Source organism: Janthinobacterium sp. SUN033 (assembly GCF_030397595.1).
Taxonomy (GTDB): domain Bacteria; phylum Pseudomonadota; class Gammaproteobacteria; order Burkholderiales; family Burkholderiaceae_D; genus Janthinobacterium; species Janthinobacterium kumbetense.
The window spans coordinates 140,795-157,601 of record NZ_JAPQNV010000001.1 but is presented as its reverse complement, the minus strand read 5'-3'; the positions used below and the strand labels follow the sequence as shown (position 1 = coordinate 157,601).

General features: G+C 65.4%; 14 protein-coding genes and 1 pseudogene. 11 read left to right on the top strand and 4 right to left on the bottom strand.

What is annotated here, in order from left to right; genetic code table 11:
- Positions 1-2: 2 nt before the first annotated feature.
- From OX460_RS00800 to OX460_RS00790, 3 genes are all read right to left on the bottom strand, one after another.
- Positions 3-1,544: a CHASE2 domain-containing protein gene (locus tag OX460_RS00800; RefSeq protein ID WP_289897296.1), complete on the bottom strand. Its 1,542-nt coding sequence runs from the start codon at positions 1,542-1,544 to the stop codon at positions 3-5.
- Positions 1,545-1,665: 121 nt separating this feature from the next.
- Positions 1,666-2,994 (bottom strand): serine hydrolase, encoded by a 1,329-nt coding sequence (locus OX460_RS00795; protein ID WP_289897295.1) that lies wholly within the window; start codon positions 2,992-2,994, stop codon positions 1,666-1,668.
- Positions 2,995-3,022: 28 nt separating this feature from the next.
- Entirely contained in the window at positions 3,023-4,519 is a 1,497-nt protein-coding gene (locus OX460_RS00790; RefSeq protein ID WP_289897294.1) for an alginate export family protein, read from the bottom strand.
- A gap of 210 nt (positions 4,520-4,729) precedes the next feature.
- Here OX460_RS00790 and OX460_RS00785 point away from each other — a divergent pair, with 210 nt between their 5' ends.
- Together OX460_RS00785 and OX460_RS00780 are read left to right on the top strand one after the other, a co-directional pair.
- The gene (locus OX460_RS00785) at positions 4,730-5,866 is read left to right on the top strand and encodes a helix-turn-helix domain-containing protein (RefSeq protein ID WP_289897293.1); all 1,137 of its coding nucleotides are present in this window, start codon (positions 4,730-4,732) and stop codon (positions 5,864-5,866) included.
- A gap of 142 nt (positions 5,867-6,008) precedes the next feature.
- On the top strand, positions 6,009-7,817 hold the full coding sequence (locus OX460_RS00780) for an NAD(P)/FAD-dependent oxidoreductase (RefSeq protein WP_289897292.1): 1,809 nt from the start codon (positions 6,009-6,011) through the stop codon (positions 7,815-7,817).
- Positions 7,818-7,890: 73 nt separating this feature from the next.
- Here the strand turns inward: OX460_RS00780 and OX460_RS00775 are convergent, their stop codons facing one another.
- Positions 7,891-8,457 (bottom strand): YceI family protein, encoded by a 567-nt coding sequence (locus OX460_RS00775; protein WP_099667289.1) that lies wholly within the window; start codon positions 8,455-8,457, stop codon positions 7,891-7,893.
- Between the two features lie 26 nt (positions 8,458-8,483).
- Between OX460_RS00775 and OX460_RS00770 the strand changes: the two genes are divergently transcribed.
- From OX460_RS00770 to OX460_RS00730, 9 genes and pseudogenes are all read left to right on the top strand, one after another.
- Positions 8,484-8,720 (top strand): hypothetical protein, encoded by a 237-nt coding sequence (locus tag OX460_RS00770; protein WP_289897291.1) that lies wholly within the window; start codon positions 8,484-8,486, stop codon positions 8,718-8,720.
- 71 nt (positions 8,721-8,791) lie between these two features.
- The gene (locus OX460_RS00765; protein WP_251348086.1) at positions 8,792-9,307 is read left to right on the top strand and encodes a sigma-70 family RNA polymerase sigma factor; all 516 of its coding nucleotides are present in this window, start codon (positions 8,792-8,794) and stop codon (positions 9,305-9,307) included.
- 8 nt (positions 9,308-9,315) lie between these two features.
- Positions 9,316-10,311, top strand: a complete 996-nt coding sequence (locus tag OX460_RS00760; protein WP_251348085.1) for a FecR domain-containing protein — start codon at positions 9,316-9,318, stop codon at positions 10,309-10,311.
- Positions 10,312-10,412: 101 nt separating this feature from the next.
- A complete protein-coding gene (locus tag OX460_RS00755) occupies positions 10,413-13,334 on the top strand; it encodes a TonB-dependent receptor (RefSeq protein WP_289897290.1) in 2,922 nt (973 codons plus the stop codon).
- A 35-nt stretch (positions 13,335-13,369) separates the two neighbouring features.
- The gene (locus OX460_RS00750; RefSeq protein ID WP_251348083.1) at positions 13,370-13,990 is read left to right on the top strand and encodes a biliverdin-producing heme oxygenase; all 621 of its coding nucleotides are present in this window, start codon (positions 13,370-13,372) and stop codon (positions 13,988-13,990) included.
- A pseudogene (locus OX460_RS00745) lies at positions 13,990-14,421 on the top strand (YbaN family protein); the annotation flags it as partial. The gene OX460_RS00750 and the pseudogene OX460_RS00745, both read left to right, overlap by 1 nt.
- A gap of 36 nt (positions 14,422-14,457) precedes the next feature.
- Positions 14,458-15,129, top strand: coding sequence for a TonB family protein (locus tag OX460_RS28495; RefSeq protein WP_354669658.1), 672 nt, complete (start codon positions 14,458-14,460; stop codon positions 15,127-15,129).
- 185 nt (positions 15,130-15,314) lie between these two features.
- Positions 15,315-16,124, top strand: coding sequence for a methionine ABC transporter ATP-binding protein (locus tag OX460_RS00735; RefSeq protein WP_289897289.1), 810 nt, complete (start codon positions 15,315-15,317; stop codon positions 16,122-16,124).
- On the top strand, positions 16,117-16,791 hold the full coding sequence (locus OX460_RS00730) for a methionine ABC transporter permease (protein ID WP_046683994.1): 675 nt from the start codon (positions 16,117-16,119) through the stop codon (positions 16,789-16,791). Before OX460_RS00735 ends, OX460_RS00730 begins: the two co-directional genes overlap by 8 nt.
- Positions 16,792-16,807: the final 16 nt, after the last annotated feature.

Genomic DNA, 16,807 nt, shown 5'->3' with positions numbered 1-16,807 from the left:
CGCTACACCAGCGCCACCACCAGCAACACCACAGCCAGCGGCGCCTGCACCAGCACGATGCCGGGATGCGTGCGGCGCAGCTGGGCCCACACGGACAGGCCCGGCACTTCCTCGTGCGGATGGTGGGCTTCGTCGCGCAGCGACATCGCGTGCAGGAACATGCCGGCGATCAGGGGGCCGGGATTGACCCACCAGCCCAGCTCCAGCAAGCCGCGCGATAAATAGATGGCCAGCGCGCCGATGGCAAACGGCGAAGCCCACACCAGCGCCAGCATCAGGCGGATGCCATAGAATTCCGCCAGGGTGCCCATGCGGTGCAGGCGGCTGAAATCGTGGTCTTCCATGCGCTTGTCGATGGCCAGTTCGGCGCGGCCGTACAGGGTCCACAGGCCGCCGAACAGGCAGCCCAGCAACACGCCGATGACGATATCGGCCGCGAACACCGCATATTTATTGACGTCGGCCGTGCCGATGCCCAGCGACGTGTGGGCGGCCGCATGCAGGTGCAGGCCGGCCTGCTCGCCTTCGGCCGTCGTATAGCGGTCGCGCACGTCATACGTGCTGCCGATATACACGACGTTCTTGCGCAACGCCCCGGCATCCACGCCGGCCTGGCCTTCGACCAGCTTGACGCGCGTGCGCGTGGGGTTCAGGAAGGCCGGCGCCACGGCGGCCGGGTGAAACGGCGCGGTGACGGCGTTCTGCTCCGCCGCATCCTTGGCGTCGCCGCGGATGACGGGTTCGAACGCCCAGCGCGCCAATTCCCTTTCGCTGCCCGTGCGCCGCGCCAGCTGACACACGCGGCCGGCCAGCGCCAGCCCTTGCTTTTGCTCGGACAGGACGGCCGGCATGGGCTGCTTCAGCTCCTGTTCATCGGTGCCATGCGCCAGCTCGAAGGCCACGGCCGCCAGCACGGGACTTTTCAGCTCGATGCGCGTGACGGCGCCCATGCGTTCGCGGATCCGCGGGCTGGCAAAGTGGATGCCGGCCGCGCAGCGCGCGCGTATCCAAGGCAGGTTCGCATTCTCGTCCGATTGCTCGGGCAGGATCAGCACCAGTTGCCGGCCATCGGCGGCCAGCCGGTCGAGCAGGCGGTCCAGCGGCCGCTCTCCCGCCTTGTGCTGTTCGTACACGGCCGGCGCCAGGTCCAGGTCGATGGCCAGCACCTGGCTGCCGCGCGCAGCGGCGCCGGCGATCAATTGCTCCAGGCGCGTGCGTTCCAGCGGTTCACGCTCGTCGAAGACCTGTTCGAACGCGGGCTGGTCGATTTCGATGATGCCGGGCCGGTAGGCGGCGCCCGGGTCCTTGCCCCGGTCCAGCAGCTGCTCCTGCGCCGCGCTGGCGCGCAGCATGGCCGCATCGAGCCATTCGAGCACGTGAAAACCTTCCAGCGCCAGCATCAGCGCGGCGATCAGGCTGGCGCCGATCACGTGGTGCAGCAAGTGCGTGCCCGTCAGCTTGAAGGCCGAACCCAGCTGGGTGACCGGCCACAGCAGGCGCCGCCAGAGCGGCGGGTGCGGTTGATCCGGCTGGCTGGTTTCCACGGTGCCTGCTCCTTGCGCGCAACGAATAAATTATCACTCAAGCAACAAGTGATGACGAAAGGACAGTGTATTGCAGTTGTGCCCGTTCCGCCGCACGGCTGGCAAGGGTCAGCCTGGCACCCTACTTCGGCCTGGCCAGCAGTAGCTTGCCCAGCGCTTCGAAGGCCGGCGTGGTGGTCGGGTCATTGGCCGCATTGGCTGCCGTCGGCGTCGAGGCGAAGCGCACGATCACCATTTCCGCCTTCGGGTCGACGTAGATGCGCTGGCCATACACGCCGCGCGCCATGTAGGCGCCATGGTCGTTATGCGTGACCCACCACATGTCGCGGTAGCTCCAGCCCTTGAGCAAATCGTAGCCGCCCTTGGCGAACAGCTGCTTGTCGCCGCCGCGGCGGATATCCGCGACAGCCGCGCGGGGGATAATTTGCTGGCCGTTGTAGCGGCCATCGTTGCGCAGCATTTCGCCGAAGCGGGCCAGGTCGCGCAAGCCCGCGCTCAAGCCGCCGCCGGCAAACGGCGTGCCCGTCGAATCGACGCTCATGTAGGCATCCTGTTCGGCGCCCAGCTTTTGCCAGATATGTTCGGACAGGTAGGCGTTGACGTTCTGCCCCGTGACGCGGGCGATGATCCAGCCCAGCACGTCGGAGTTCACCGTGCGGTAGCCGAACGCCTCGCCATGCCGGCCCTCGTGCCGCACCGTTTGCAAATACTCGAAATAGCTGCGCGGCCCCGTGTAATCCTTCGGCTTGGGCAGCGGATTGCCAGCCGCCGCGTGCTGCCACACTTCCGCTGTCGGGTCGGCGTAATCTTCGCTGAATTTCAGGCCCGTGGTCATGTCGAGCACCTGGCGCACGGTGGCGTCGCCAAACGCGGACTTGGCCAGTTCCGGCACATACTCGGCCACTTTCTTGTTCGGGTCGAGCTTGCCTTCGGCCACCAGGGCCGCGCCGATGGTGCCCATCACGGACTTCGTCACGGACATGGCGCCATGCTGGCCGCTGTCCTTCAGCACGCCGAAATAGCGCTCATACACGATGCGGCCCCGGTGCAGCACGACGATGCCGTCCGTGTAATTGGCGCCCAGCGACTGCTCCCAGGTCATCGTTTCCGTCGCGCCCAGGGGCGTGAAGCGCAGGCTGTCGATATCCTTGCGCAGCGCGCGCGGCAAGGGCACGGGCGCTTTCAAGCCGCGCGACACCTCGACCGTCGGCATCAGCTGGCGGAAATGCGACACGCTCCAGCGCAACTGGGGGAAATTGAAATAGCTGCCATCGTCGAAGCGGATGATTTTATCGGCCGGCGGCGGCGCGCCCACCATCCATTGCAAGGTGGCCGGGTCGCTGGCGGCGGCCGACAGCGGCGCCGTCGTTTCTGCCGCATGGGCGCCGGCGGCCAGCGCCAGGCAGGCTGCGGCCAGGGCCAGGCGTTTCATGCTGGGGAAATTATTCATGCGATGCTCTCCTTGATAGACAGAATACTTAATAGATCCATACGACGTTTGCCAGCCAGCCCGTCCACGTCCTGGCCTGGCCATTTACCAGCTGGTTGACGCCCGACTGCGCGAACGAAGCGCTGAAGCCCAGAGTCAGGTAGGTATTCGGGTTCACCACGCGCACGTACTTGACGAAGACATCGTTTGCCAGCATCGGACGCAGCACGCCGGCGATCACCACGGGCGCGTCGCCCGGCACGTCGAGGCGCGTGGCCTGGCCGAACTGCAGCGGGCTGCCCATCTGGTTGGCCCGTACCTGGGCCAGGTAGGCGGTCACGGTATCGTTCGGCGTCGGATGCAGCTCGATGGTAGCCTGCAGCGCATTCACGTTGGCATTGACGAAGACCCAGGTCGCCTTGCTGCCAGAAGCCCAGGCGCCCGGCGTGCCTTCGAAAAACAGCGGGTCGAAGCGCTCGTTGCGCGCCGTGCGCGGATCGTCGCCTGAAAAACTCTGGTAGCCAAGCGTGAACTTCGGCGTCCAGGCCACGTCGGGCAGCGAAAAGCCCCCTTCCGTGCGCCAGCCCCAGGCCCGCATCGGCTCGCGCGTGTTCCATTCGCGCGCGGCGTCAACGCCGAACCAGCCTTTCGGCAGCACGGTGGGCAATACGGGAACGCGCGCGTAGCCATACACGAACTGCAAGTCCTTGCGGCCTTCGGGCACGGCCAGCGGCGCGCCGATGCCGCTTGGCGCCGCCTGCGGATACGCGGCATGCGAACGGGGCACCTTGCCATATGCAATGCCGGCCTTGCGGTCGTTCGCGGGCGCGTAGCTGAAATCAACGCCGACGACGCGCGTGCCCGAATCGTTGTCGGGGTTTTCATTCGGGTCGAGATAGAACGCCTGGGCGCTGAACGCATCCTGGCTTACTTTCGCCACCACGGAATTCTGGAAAGCCTTGCGCGGCCCCAGTTTCAGCGCGCCACGGTCAAAGCCGTTCGAGCCGCCATTGGCGATCAGCATGCCGGTGCCCAGCGTGAAATTTTGCGCGCCGGCCGACAGGTCGAGCATGGCGCGCGTGCCGCCGAGCGGCATGCGGATGCCGGCGACGAATTCCTCGATCGAGATGCGGCCCGTATCGCCGGCGCCGAATGGATCATGGCGCGCCGTGCCGGAGCCGACGGCGGAAACGCGCGCATACAGCTGCTTGCCGTCGCCCAGATTGCGCTTGAAGCCAAGGGCCGGCTTGACATAGAACTCGTACCAATAGGGGTTGAATTCGAAGCCGGGATTACGCGCGGGCGTATTCGACAGCTTCCAGAACAAGTTGTTTTCGCCGGCCACCTGCACGCCCGCTTCCACGGAGCGCGTCATTTGCCAGTCGGCGCCGATGGCCGGTTCGACGGCGGCGCGCCGGGCCACTTCCTTTTCCAGGCTGCTCTGGCCATCGGGATCGAGCTGGCCGGCGGCGCCGCAGGAGGCGCTCGCTCCCAGCAAGGCCAGCATCATCGTTCTGCGTGCCAGGAACATCGCTTGCATTGCCATAGATATCCCTTGCGCTGGCTGACTGTCAATTTGAGCGAATGTTATCAGAGATGCTCTTTTTTATTGTTGTAAAGCATCCTATTGTGCGGCGCGGCTGTGGTGAGACGAACGTCTCACGGCAGTCCCATGCTGCAATGCGGCATGCATGTGCCAGCGCTTCGTGCTAAAAACGGGCATACCATAAAAAATACCGAGACACCGGAGAGCGCCATGCCCTACGTCCGCCAGACCAGCCATATCGACCGCGTGCGCGACCTGATCTCCGGCCGCATCGTCAATCCAGGGGCAGATACGGCCAGGCTGGCGTCATCGTACCGGCGCTCGCTGGACGACTACCGGCTCGACCCCGCCTCCACCACGGGGCCGCGCATCCTGACGGGCGCCGAGCTGCGCGCCATCCAGCAATCCGAAGAAAGTTTTCTGCGCTCCACGGGCCAGTGCCTGCCGCGCCTGCACGCCATGGTGCGCGAAGCGGGCTACTGCGTCATCCTCGCCAATGCGCGCGGCGTGACCATCGACTACGCGGTCGATGCGGACCAGCGCAAGGATTTCAAGAAGGCGGGCCTGTACCCGGGTTCATGCTGGTCGGAAGAGGAGGAAGGCACGTGCGGCATCGCTTCCGTGCTGCTCGACCAGGAAGCCATCACCGTGCACAAGACCGACCATTTTCGCGCCGCGTTCACGGGCCTGACGTGCAGCGCCGCGCCGATCTTTTCGCCGCACGGCGACTTGATCGGCGTGCTCGATGCCTCCGCGCTGACTTCCCCCGACGCGCGCGACAGCCAGCGCCTGGTCAGGCAACTGGTGCGGCAAGGCGCGACCCTGATCGAGGACGGCTTTTTCCTGAAGTCCTACGGCCATTGCTGCATCCTGCTGGCGCACCGCAACCGCCACTTCGTGGAAGTGCAGCCGGAGATGCTGCTCGCCATCGACGAGCATGGCGACATCGTCGCCGCCAACCGCTGCGCGCGCGACGTCATCGGGGGCCTGGACACGCTGCCGCGTCCCGTCGGCGACGTGCTGGAAGTGCGCGCCGAGCGGCTGTTCGATGCGCGCGCGGGACACAATCTGCTGTCCTTGCGCCTGGCCGGCGGCAGCACCTGGCTGCACGCCCGCGTGCGCGCACCGCTGCGCCAGGCCGGCGTGCGCGCCACGCGCGAGGCGCCTGTCGCACCGGACGCACTGGCATACACCGCGCCGGAACAGGCCGAACGCACGCGCATCGTCCACGCCATGAACGCCACCAAATGGCGCCCACTGCAAGCCGCCGCCATGCTGGGCATCTCGCGCGCCACCCTGTACCGGCGTCTCAAGCAGTTGCACATCGTGCCGCCGCACCGCCAGTAGCCGTCCGAAAAGCTGAGATTTCCGTCTCAACTTCAGCCATGCTGCGCTGCGCAATGCAGCGCCGGAACGCCAGTGTTACAACATCGTCAGCGGCAACACAGCCGCATCCCATCATAAAGTCAGCAGACTTGGAGGAGACACGATGCAAACCGATAGCAACCCGCACGACCTGGCCGTGGCCGGCATCCTGGAGCAGCTCGAAGGCGCGCTGCGCGCCAGCGACAGCACGGGCGCCGCGCAATTGTTCGAACTGGACGGCTACTGGCGCGACCTGGTGCTGTTTACCTGGAATTTGAAAACCCTGGAAGGCCGCGAGCAGATCGCCGCCATGCTGGCCGCCCAGCTGGGCGCCGTGCAGCCGCTCTCCATCCGCATCGCCGACGGCGAACATGCCAGCGAGGCCGGCGGCGTGCTGCAAAGCTGGATCACGGTGGAAACGAAGGCGGCGCGCGGCGTGGGTTTCATCCGCATCCGCGATGGCAAGATCTGGACCCTGCTCACCACCATGAGCGAATTGAAGGGTTTTGAGGAAGCCAAGGGCGGCCGGCGGCCCATGGGCGCGGAACACGGCGCGCGCACCAACCGCAGCAGCTGGCTGGAGCACCGCGAGCAGGAAGCAAAGGAACTGGGCTACGCGCGCCAGCCCTACTGCGTCATCATCGGCGGCGGCCAGGGCGGCATCGCGCTGGGCGCGCGCCTGCGGCAATTGAACGTCCCCACCATCATCATCGAGAAAAACGCGCGCCCGGGCGACAGCTGGCGCAAGCGCTACAAGTCCTTGTGCCTGCACGACCCCGTCTGGTACGACCACATGCCGTATATCCCCTTCCCCGACAACTGGCCCGTCTTCACGCCCAAGGACAAGGTGGGCGACTGGCTGGAAATGTACACCAAGGTGATGGAACTGAACTACTGGGGCTCGACTTCCTGCGAATCGGCCAGCTTCGACGAAGCCAGCGGCGAATGGACGGTGCAAGTGCTGCGCGACGGCCAGCCCGTCACCCTGAAACCGAAGCAGCTGGTGCTGGCCACGGGCATGTCGGGCAAGGCGAACATGCCGAAGTTCAAGGGCATGGACGTGTTCCAGGGCGAGCAGCAGCACTCGTCGCAGCATCCGGGGCCGGACGCGTATGTCGGCAAGAAGGTGGTCGTCATCGGCGCGAACAATTCCGCGCACGATATCTGCGCCGCCCTGTGGGAAGCGGGCGTGGACGTGACCATGGTGCAGCGCTCGTCGACGCACATCGTCAAGTCCGATTCCCTGATGGACCTGGCCCTGGGCGACCTGTATTCGGAACGGGCGCTGGCCGCCGGCATGACGACGGCCAAGGCCGACCTGACGTTCGCCTCGATTCCGTACAAGATATTGGCCGACTTCCAGAAGCCCGTCTTCCAAGTCATCCGCGAGCGCGACGCGGACTTTTATGCGCGCCTGGAAGAACGGGGCTTCATGCTCGATTTCGGCGACGACGATTCGGGCCTGTTCATGAAGTACCTGCGCCGCGGCTCCGGCTACTACATCGACGTGGGCGCCTCGGAGCTGGTCGCCGAGGGCAAGATCAAGCTGAAAAGCGGCGTCGGCGTGCAGGAGCTGACAGCCCATTCCATCGTGCTGTCGGACGGCACGGAACTGCCGGCCGACCTGGTGGTGTACGCCACCGGCTACGGCTCCATGAATGGCTGGGCGGCCGACCTGATCTCGCCGGAAGTAGCCAACAAGGTGGGCAAGGTGTGGGGACTCGGGTCAGACACGACGAAAGACCCGGGCCCGTGGGAGGGCGAGCAGCGCAATATGTGGAAACCCACGCAGCAGCAGGCGCTGTGGTTCCACGGCGGCAACCTGCACCAGTCGCGCCACTACTCGCAATACCTGTCGCTGCAACTGAAGGCGCGCATGGAAGGCTTGACCACCCCCGTGTATGGGCAGCAGGAGGTACATCACCTGGCGTGATGGCAGGGGCAATCAGATAAAAAAATGGCTGCGGACCGAAGTCCGCCGCCATTTTGCATCATGCAGCCAACAATTACTGTTTAATGGCTTCGATGGCAAACGTCAGCGTGACGTCATCGCTGACAGCTGGCGCATATTTGCCGGCGTTGAATTCCGAGCGCTTGATCTTGGCCGTGGCGTTGGCGCCGCAAGCGTCTTTTTTCAGCATCGGGTGCGGTGCGCAGGTGAACGAGGTGACGGTCAGGGTAACTGGCTTGGTCACGCCTTTCAGGGTCAGGTTGCCGTCGACGGACGCCAGCTTGTCGCCGTCAAAATTGAACTTGGTCGATTTGTAGGTGGCGACCGGGAACTTGGCCGTGTCGAGGAAATCTTCGCCCTGAATGTGCGAGTTGAACAGGGTCGAACCCGTGTCGACGGATTTGGTGTCGATCAGCACTTCGACGGCGCCCGTCTTGGCGGCGCGGTCCAGGGTGACCTTGCCGGTGGTGTTATTGAAACGGCTTTGCTGCGTCGAGAAGCCCATGTGGGTGTACTCGAAGCGGGGGAAAGTGTGGCTGCCATCGATGACATAGACTTCAGGAGCGGCAACGGCGGACAGCGAGAAGCCGGCGGCGGCGATAAAAGCGAGCAGTTTTTTCATTGTAGGTTCCTGATAGAAAGTGGAGGATGTCAAAACCGCAAGCAGCTGCAGGCGAATGGCGCATGCGGCTGATTGTCTGGCTTCAGTTGCAACAGATTATGCATGGCATGAAGATCGATGTAAAACGGAAAATATACCTAGTTAGCATCGATAAAATCGATAATACATGGCAATATTCTCTGCAACAGCGCCTTCTGCTGCCGATTATTGTCTGCATTGCCAAAAATATCCAGCGTTATCCGGCGCCTCAGATTACATCATAAATGAGAATGATTCTTGTTATTATTTGATGGGCTTGCTATCATGGCGCGCTTTGATCACGGGGACATGCGCGGTGCTTGAACGCTATTACCAGGAATTGCTGCGCCTGATTTCGCGCTCCACGGGATGCCGCGACAAGGCCCAGGACGTGGTGCAGGAAGCCTACGCCCGCCTCCTGGCGCGCCAGCCGCAAGGCGGCGCCCGCGCCCTGCATGGCGATACGCCGCCCGACAGCGGCCAGCGCGCCCTGCTGTACGTGACGGCGAAAAACATCGCCATCGACGAACAGCGCTTGCGCCAGAGGCGGCCCCATGACGCGCTCGACGAGCCGCACATGCAGCTGCGCGCGCCGCGCGCCGATGAACCCGAGCAACGGCTGCACGACCGGCAAACCATGGAACGCCTGCTGCTCATCATCGAGGGCTTGCCGCCGCGCTGCCGCCAGGCTTTCGCACTGTACAAGTTCGATGGCCTGAGCCAGATCGAGATCGCCGCGCAGATGGGTATCTCCGTCAACATGGTGGAAAAACACATCATCAACGGCATGCTCGCCTGTAAAAAAGGCTTGCCCGAGCGGGATACGCTATGAAACAGCACATGACATCACAAGACACGACGGCCGACGACATCGACTTCCTGGCGGCGCAATGGCTGCTGCGCCGCGATGCCGGCCTGGCCGCGCACGAACTGGCGGCATTGCAGCAATGGCTGGAAGCGGACCCGCGGCACCAGCAGGCCTGGCAGGCGCTGGCCCGCACCGATGCGCTGCTGGCCAGCCTGCCGGCGCAGCGCGTGGCGGCCTTCAGCCAGCCCGTCGCGGCGGCGGGCACGCCGTCATCGCTGCTGCGGCGGCTGCGCCAGGCGGCCTCTTTCCCGCCGCGCGGTGCGCTGGCCGGCGGCTGCCTGCTGCTGTGCGGCCTGCTGGCCTGGCCGCTGGCCGGCCATCTGCAGCGCCCCGGCTTCCAGCACGATTACAGCACGGCGCGCGGCCAGTTCGCCACGCAAGTCCTGCCCGACGGCAGCCGCATCGAACTCGATAGCGGCAGCGTCGTCGACGTGGCCCTGTACCGCGACCGGCGCAGCGTGCGCCTGCTGCGCGGCCAGGCCATGTTCCATGTGCAGGCCGACCCTGCGCGTCCGTTCCAGGTCATCGCGGGAGCGGCCACGGCGACGGTACTGGGCACGCATTTTTCAGTGCGCCACGTGGGCGCCACGACCCAGGTGAGCGTGGCGCAAGGCACGGTGCGCGTGGAGAGCGAAGCCGGCGCGCATGCCGAAGTGCTGCGGGCGGGCGACACCGTCACCGTCACGCCGCAGGGCGTGCAAGCGCTGGCCAGGGTCAGCGCGCAAGCGGTGGGCAACTGGCGTGCCGGGCGCCTCGATTTCGAGGACGCCACCCTGGCCGAGGCGCTGGCCGAATTCGAGCGCTATGGCGATTCGGGCCTCGTGCTTGACGACCCGGCCCTGGCCGGCCTGCGCCTGAACGGCAGCTTCGACGCGAAGCTGCCGGCGCAATTTGCCGCCGCCCTGCCCCTGGCCTTGCCCGTGCGCCTGCTGCGCCAGGACGGCAAGCTGCACATTCTCGCCCGCTGATGTAGTCCACATGCAGCGAAATAAAATGCATCCGCACGTCAGGGTAAATGAGACTCATTCGTTTTAACTATGAAGGATCACCACATCACCATAGGAAAAACATGCATATGACTCCACCGCGCCATCCCTTGCACGCCCGCCTGTCTCCCCTCTTCCTGGCCATCGGCCTGGCCTTCGCCACGCCCGCCGTGCATGCCGCCGCCGCGCCGGTGGCGCAGGTCGAATGGCACATCCCCGCGCAGCCCTTGAACCGCGCGCTGAACGAACTGGCGCGCCAGGCCGGCATGGTGCTGCTGGCCGACGCGCGCCTGACGCAGGGACGGCAAAGCGCACCGCTGCAAGGCCGCCATTCGCTGCCCGAGGCGCTGCGCCAGCTGCTGGCCGGCAGCGGCCTGCAGGCGCAGCTGCAAGGCGGCACGACCATCATCATCAGCGCGCCCGCCCCCGTCGCCGCAGGCGCCGTGCAGATCGGCACCCTGCGCGTGAATGGCCAGGGCGGCAGCGGCACGTTCGAGCCGGACGACACGGACCCGGCCGACCTGCCCTACGTCACGTCCGCCTCCTCCGCCTACATCGGGCGCGAACAGATCGAACGCTTCCGCGGCACCTCGCCGGCCGACATCTTCAAGGGCGTAGCCGGCGTGCAGGTGGGAGACAGCCGCAACAGCGGCGCCGTCGACGTCAACGTGCGCGGCATGCAGGGCCAGGGTCGCGTGCCCGTGCTGATCGACGGCAGCCTGCAATCATCCACCGTCTACCGCGGTTACGCGGGCATCGCCGACCGCAGCTACATCGACCCTGACCTGATCAGCGCCATCCGCATCGACAAGGGGCCGAACCTGTCGGCGCAAGGCGCGGGCGCCATCGGCGGCATGGTCAGCATGCAGACTCTGCGCCCGGAAGACATCCTGCGACCGGGCCAGCGCACGGGCGTGCGCCTGCGCGGCGGCATCCAGGACAACAGCGTCTCGGCGCCGGACGATTTCGGCAGCGCGCCGCGCACGCACCGCAACAAGCTGGGCAACCCGCGCAGCGGCTTTGGCAGCATCGCCGTGGCCACGCGCCAGGACGACTACGACCTGGTGGCCGCCATCAGCCAGCGCAGCATCGGCAACTACTTTTCCGGCACGCGCGGTTTCGAACGCTATCAGTTGCCCAATGCATGGGGTGGCGACGATGGCGTGACGCAGTTCTTCAAGAAAGGCGATGAAGTGCTGAACACGGCCAACCGCACCACCTCGGCTCTGCTGAAAGCCAACCTGCGCCTGCCGCACGAACAGAAGCTGGAGCTGGGCTACCGCTATTTCGACAGCAGCTATGGCGAAATCATGCCCTCGCAAATCTACCGCAACAGCACCGGCAGCATCCCGCAATGGGACCCCAGCCAGGTGCGCACGAACGCGCTGACGGCGCGCTACGAATGGAAGCCGGAAGGCCAGAACCTGATCGACCTGAAGGCCAACCTGTGGCTGACGGACATGCAGAGCAAGTCGCGCAACGGCGATATCTTCAGCAATCCGCTGGAAGGCAAGACCAATCCGGGCGACCACGAATGCAAGGAATGCGTGGAAGTGCTGTACCTGGCAAAGAACCAGGCGCGCCGCGTCGGCGCGGACCTGACGAATACCTCGCGCTTCGCCACCGGCATGGGTGCGCTCAAGCTCGATTACGGCCTGTCCTTGCAAAATGAAGATATCGGCCCGGCCGACAACGTGCGCATCCTCGATGAAGACTTGAACGCCAATCACACGCTGCGCAACGGCAAGCGCCACGAGCAAAGCGCCTTCGCCTCGCTGCAGTGGCAGGCGCGCGACTGGCTGAGTGTCGAGGCGGGCGGACGCTTCCAGCGCTTCGATACGCGCGACCGCAACCGCCGCGCCGAGCAGCAATACCATCCGCAAGGCTGGCAATGGGTCACCATGTGGGACAAGGACGGCGATCAGATCGGCGCGGCGAAGTGGTACCAGGATGCGCAGGGCCGGTTCACGCCCGCCACCAATCCCGCGCTGGTGGGCGGCATGGTGGAAAACTACGGCACCGAGCCTGCGCCGCTGGACGTCTCGCAGGTGGACCAGTGGAGCGGCAATGGCTATGTCTACCGCGACGCCATTCCCGGCCTGTTCAAGTACAGCACGCCGATCCGCCGCAAGGACCACGGTTTTGCGCCCACGTTTGCCCTGACGGCGCGCCTGTCCGACAGCGTCAGCCTGTTCCTGCGCGATGCGCGCGGCTTGCGCATGCCCAGCCTGTACGAATCGACGATGGGCTTCTCGGCCACGTATTCGTCGCCCTTGAACGCCGAGCGCAGCCACAACCGCGAAGTGGGCGTGAGCGTGGTCAAGGATGGCGTATGGAGCGCCGCCGACAAGCTGCGCCTGCGCATCTCCTACTTCGACAACGTCACGCACGGCTACATCACGCGCCGTCCGATTCCCGACTTGCCGGCCTACGCACAGAATTTCTCGATGGCGAACACGGACAAATACAGCGTCTCGGGCATCGAACTGCAGTCGTCATATGACCAGGGTAGCGTGTTCGCCGATTTTTCCGGCACCTGGAACCGCAAGACCCTGATCTGCGACGCGGCCACGGCGGCCTATTTGCGCAAGGCCAGCAAGTGGGAATCGGATATCTGGAACACGCCCGACTGCTCGCCCATCGGCTTTTCCAGTTCCTACGTGAGCAACCATATCCAGCCCAAGCTGAGCGCCAACCTGACCCTGGGCACGCGCTGGCTGCAGGAAAAACTCACCGTCGGCACGCGCCTGACGCACGTCGGCCATCCGCTGGCGCGCCAGGACGACAAGGCCGTGTGGCAGTCGTGGACGGGCACCTCGCCGCAGGTGCTGACGCAGGCCTACACCCTGGCCGACCTGTTCGCCAGCTACAAGATCACGCCCAACGCCACCGTCGACGTGGCGGTGGACAACCTGACGGACCGTTACTACCTCGATCCGCTGACCCTGAGCCTGATGCCGGGGCCGGGCCGCACGGCGCGCGTCACGCTTGGCGTTCGTTTCTGATTTGATTCATCCTTATAATAGAGAGCAGATACTCCATGCATGCAGCAAGCGATACCAGCAGCACCTTGAACACCGTTCCGATTAACGCGGCCCCTAGCCGCAGCCAGCGCCTGAAAGCCGACACCATGGCCACCCACGACTTGCTGGACCAGCGCATCATGGCCAGCGCGCCGTTTTCCAGCCGCGACAATTACGCGCGCTTCCTGCAGGCGCAGTACGCGTTCCTGCGCGATGTCGACGCGCTGTACGACAACGCGCAGCTGGCCGCCCTGCTGCCGGACCTGGAACAGCGCCGCCGCTACGCCAGCATCGCGGCCGACCTGAGCGACCTGGGCACCGTCCTGCCGGCCGATGCGGCCACGCCGCCGTTCGACGCGCAACTGGACCTGGCCACGGCGCTGGGCTGGCTGTACGTGAGCGAAGGCTCGAAGCTGGGCGCGGCCATCCTGTATAAGCTGGCCGGCAAGATCGGCCTGGACGAGCATCACGGCGCGCGCCACCTGGCCGGCCATCCGGACGGACGCGCGCGCCACTGGCGCGATTTTACGTCCGTGCTCGATACGGCCGTCCTTGACGCCGCCGGTGAAGCGCGCGTAATCGACGGCGCGCGCGCCGCCTTCCTGCGCATGCATGGCCACGTGGAGGCTTGCGCCTGATGGAAGAGCCAGTAATCCAGGCCGGCGCGGAAGCGCATACGGCACGGCTGCGCCGCTGGGCCTGGACGGCCGCCGGCATGCTGATGGTGGCGCTGGGCGTGATCGGCGCCCTGCTGCCCGTCATGCCGACAACGATCTTCCTGATCCTGGCGCTGGCCTGCTTCAGCCGCGCCTCTCCACGCCTGGAACACTGGCTGCTGCACCACCCGCGCTTCGGCGCGCCGCTGCGCCAGTGGCGCGAACACCGCGCCGTGTCGCGGCGCGGCAAGGTCCTCGCTTGCCTGGGCATGGCCATCGGCTTTGTCGCCATGTGGCTCGGCCATCCGCCCTGGTGGGTCATCGCCCTCGTGGCAACGATGGAAATCGCCGTCATCATCTATCTGCTGCGCCGCCCGGAAGGGCCGGTGCCGGAAAAGACGCCGCCGGCGGACTGGCACAAGCCGCTGACCATCGCCACGGTCTTCGCCATGCATGGCGCCCTGCTGGGATGGGCCGTGTACCACCGCGCGCCGGCAGCGCCCGTGCTGGCCATCGCGCCCGACTCCGCGCAGCCGGCCATGCTGCTGTTCCTGCCGGCCGCCGCCCCGCCCCGCCCGCTGGAGCAGAATCTTGCTGAACAGGCCAGCGCCGCGGCCGCGCCGTCGCGCGCCCTTGCCAAAAAAGCAGCGCCAGCCCTGCCGCAATTCGTGCCGCCGCAGCCGGATGCCGCGCCCATGCCGCCGCAAGCCGAGGCCGTCGCGGCCGTCGCCGAGGTGCGCCCTGCCCCCGTCACGCCGGCACCGGTGGCCACGGCATCCGTCGCGGCGGCGCCTCCCTCGCCCGCCCTGCCGCCCGCGCCGCAGGAGCTGCGCAGCGGCGTATCGAGCTGGGAAGGCAAGGTTTTGGCGCGCATGGAGCGCTTCCGCCGCTATCCGACGGCGTCGCGCGCGAAGCAGGAACAGGGCGTGGTGTACCTGCGCTGCCGCATCGACCGCGACGGGCAGGTGCTGGCGGCCGCCATTGAGCGCAGTTCCGGTTCCGCAGCGCTGGATCAGGCCGCGCTCGACACTTTGCAACGGGCGGCGCCACTGCCGCGCATTCCCAAGGAACGGCCGGAGCCGCTGGAATTATCGATTCCCGTCGAATTTTCCATCGGCTGATCGCGTAAAAACCGCTTTTACTCTCGCCAAACACCCATATAGACATTATTTGCATATTCAAAGCAAGATTCTGTCGTAGGAGTAATAACACGATCGGAGGTATACTACGCAACCGACGTAACAGGCTGGGCGATTTGGCCCCTGCAAGCGCGCCTGTCACGGTCCAATAAAAAAGGAAACACTGCATGACCACACCACACCGTACGCCGGTGATTCGCATCGATGGCGCAAACAAGACCTTCGCGCTGCCCAAGGGCGAACAATTCCACGCGGTCAAATCGGTCACGCTGGAAGTCTATCCCGGTGATATTTTCGGCCTGATCGGCAAGAGCGGCGCCGGCAAATCGACCTTGCTGCGCCTGATTAACCTGCTCGAGCGTCCCGACAGCGGCAGCATCACGGTCGCCGGGCGCGAATTGACCAGCTTGAGCAAGGGCGACTTGCGCGACGCGCGCCAGAATATCGGCATGATTTTCCAGCAATTCAACCTGCTGCAAAACACCAGCGTGTTCGACAACGTCGCCTTCCCCCTGAAAATCCATGGCACCACCAAGGGCGAGCAGATCGCCGCCCGCGTCGAGGAATGCCTGGCGCTGGTGGGCCTGTCCGACAAGCTGCACAGCTATCCGGCGCAATTGTCGGGCGGGCAGAAACAGCGCGTGGCGATTGCCCGCGCCCTGGCCAGCCACCCCGACGTGCTGCTGTGCGACGAACCGACGTCCGCGCTGGACGCGGAAACGACGCGCGCCCTGCTCGATACCTTGCGCGATATCAATGCGCGCCTGGGCGTGACCATCGTCATCGTCAGCCATGAGCTGTCGGTGCTGGGCGCCATCTGCAACCGGGTCGCCGTCGTGGAAAGCGGCGCCATCGCCGAACAATTCGATTTGAGCGACACGGCCACCCCGCGCAAGACGGCGCTGGGACGCGAGCTGGCTTACTACGGCACCGAGGCGTTTGAAGCCACCGCATGGAAGGATGCAACACATGTTTGAAGAATCGATCAATAACGTCATCAACCTGCTGCCGGAAATCTGGGTGGCGCTGGGCCAGACCATGACCATGCTGGGCATCGGCTTGACGGCCGCCATCCTGATCGGCGGCCCGCTGGGCATCTTGCTGTTCCTCGTCTCGGAAGGCCAGTCGCTGGAAAACCGTCCGCTGTCGACGATCCTCGGCTGGCTGGTCAATACCGTGCGCAGCTTCCCCTTCATCATCCTGCTGGTCGCCCTGACGCCGTTTACGCGCATCATCGCGGGCACCTCGATCGGCCCGCTGGCGGCCAGCGTGCCGCTGTCGTTCGCCGCCATTCCCTACCTGGCGCGCCTGGTGGAACAGAACCTGCGCGAAGTGCCGCGCGGCGTGATCGAGGCGGCGCACGCCATGGGCGCGTCGGAAATGCAGATCATCTTCCGCGTGCTGCTGGTGGAAGCGCGCTCCGGCCTGGTGCTGGCCCTGACCGTGCTGTCGATCAGCTTCCTGTCGTATTCGGCCGTGGCCGGCGTGGTGGGCGGCGGCGGTATCGGCGACCTGGCCATCCGCTACGGCTACTACCGCTTCGAGACGGACATCATGGTCGCCACCGTGGCCATCCTGATCGTGCTGGTGCAAACCATCCAGTTCGCCGGCACGCGCATCGCCAAGCGCCTCGACAAACGTTAATTCATATTCAGTATTT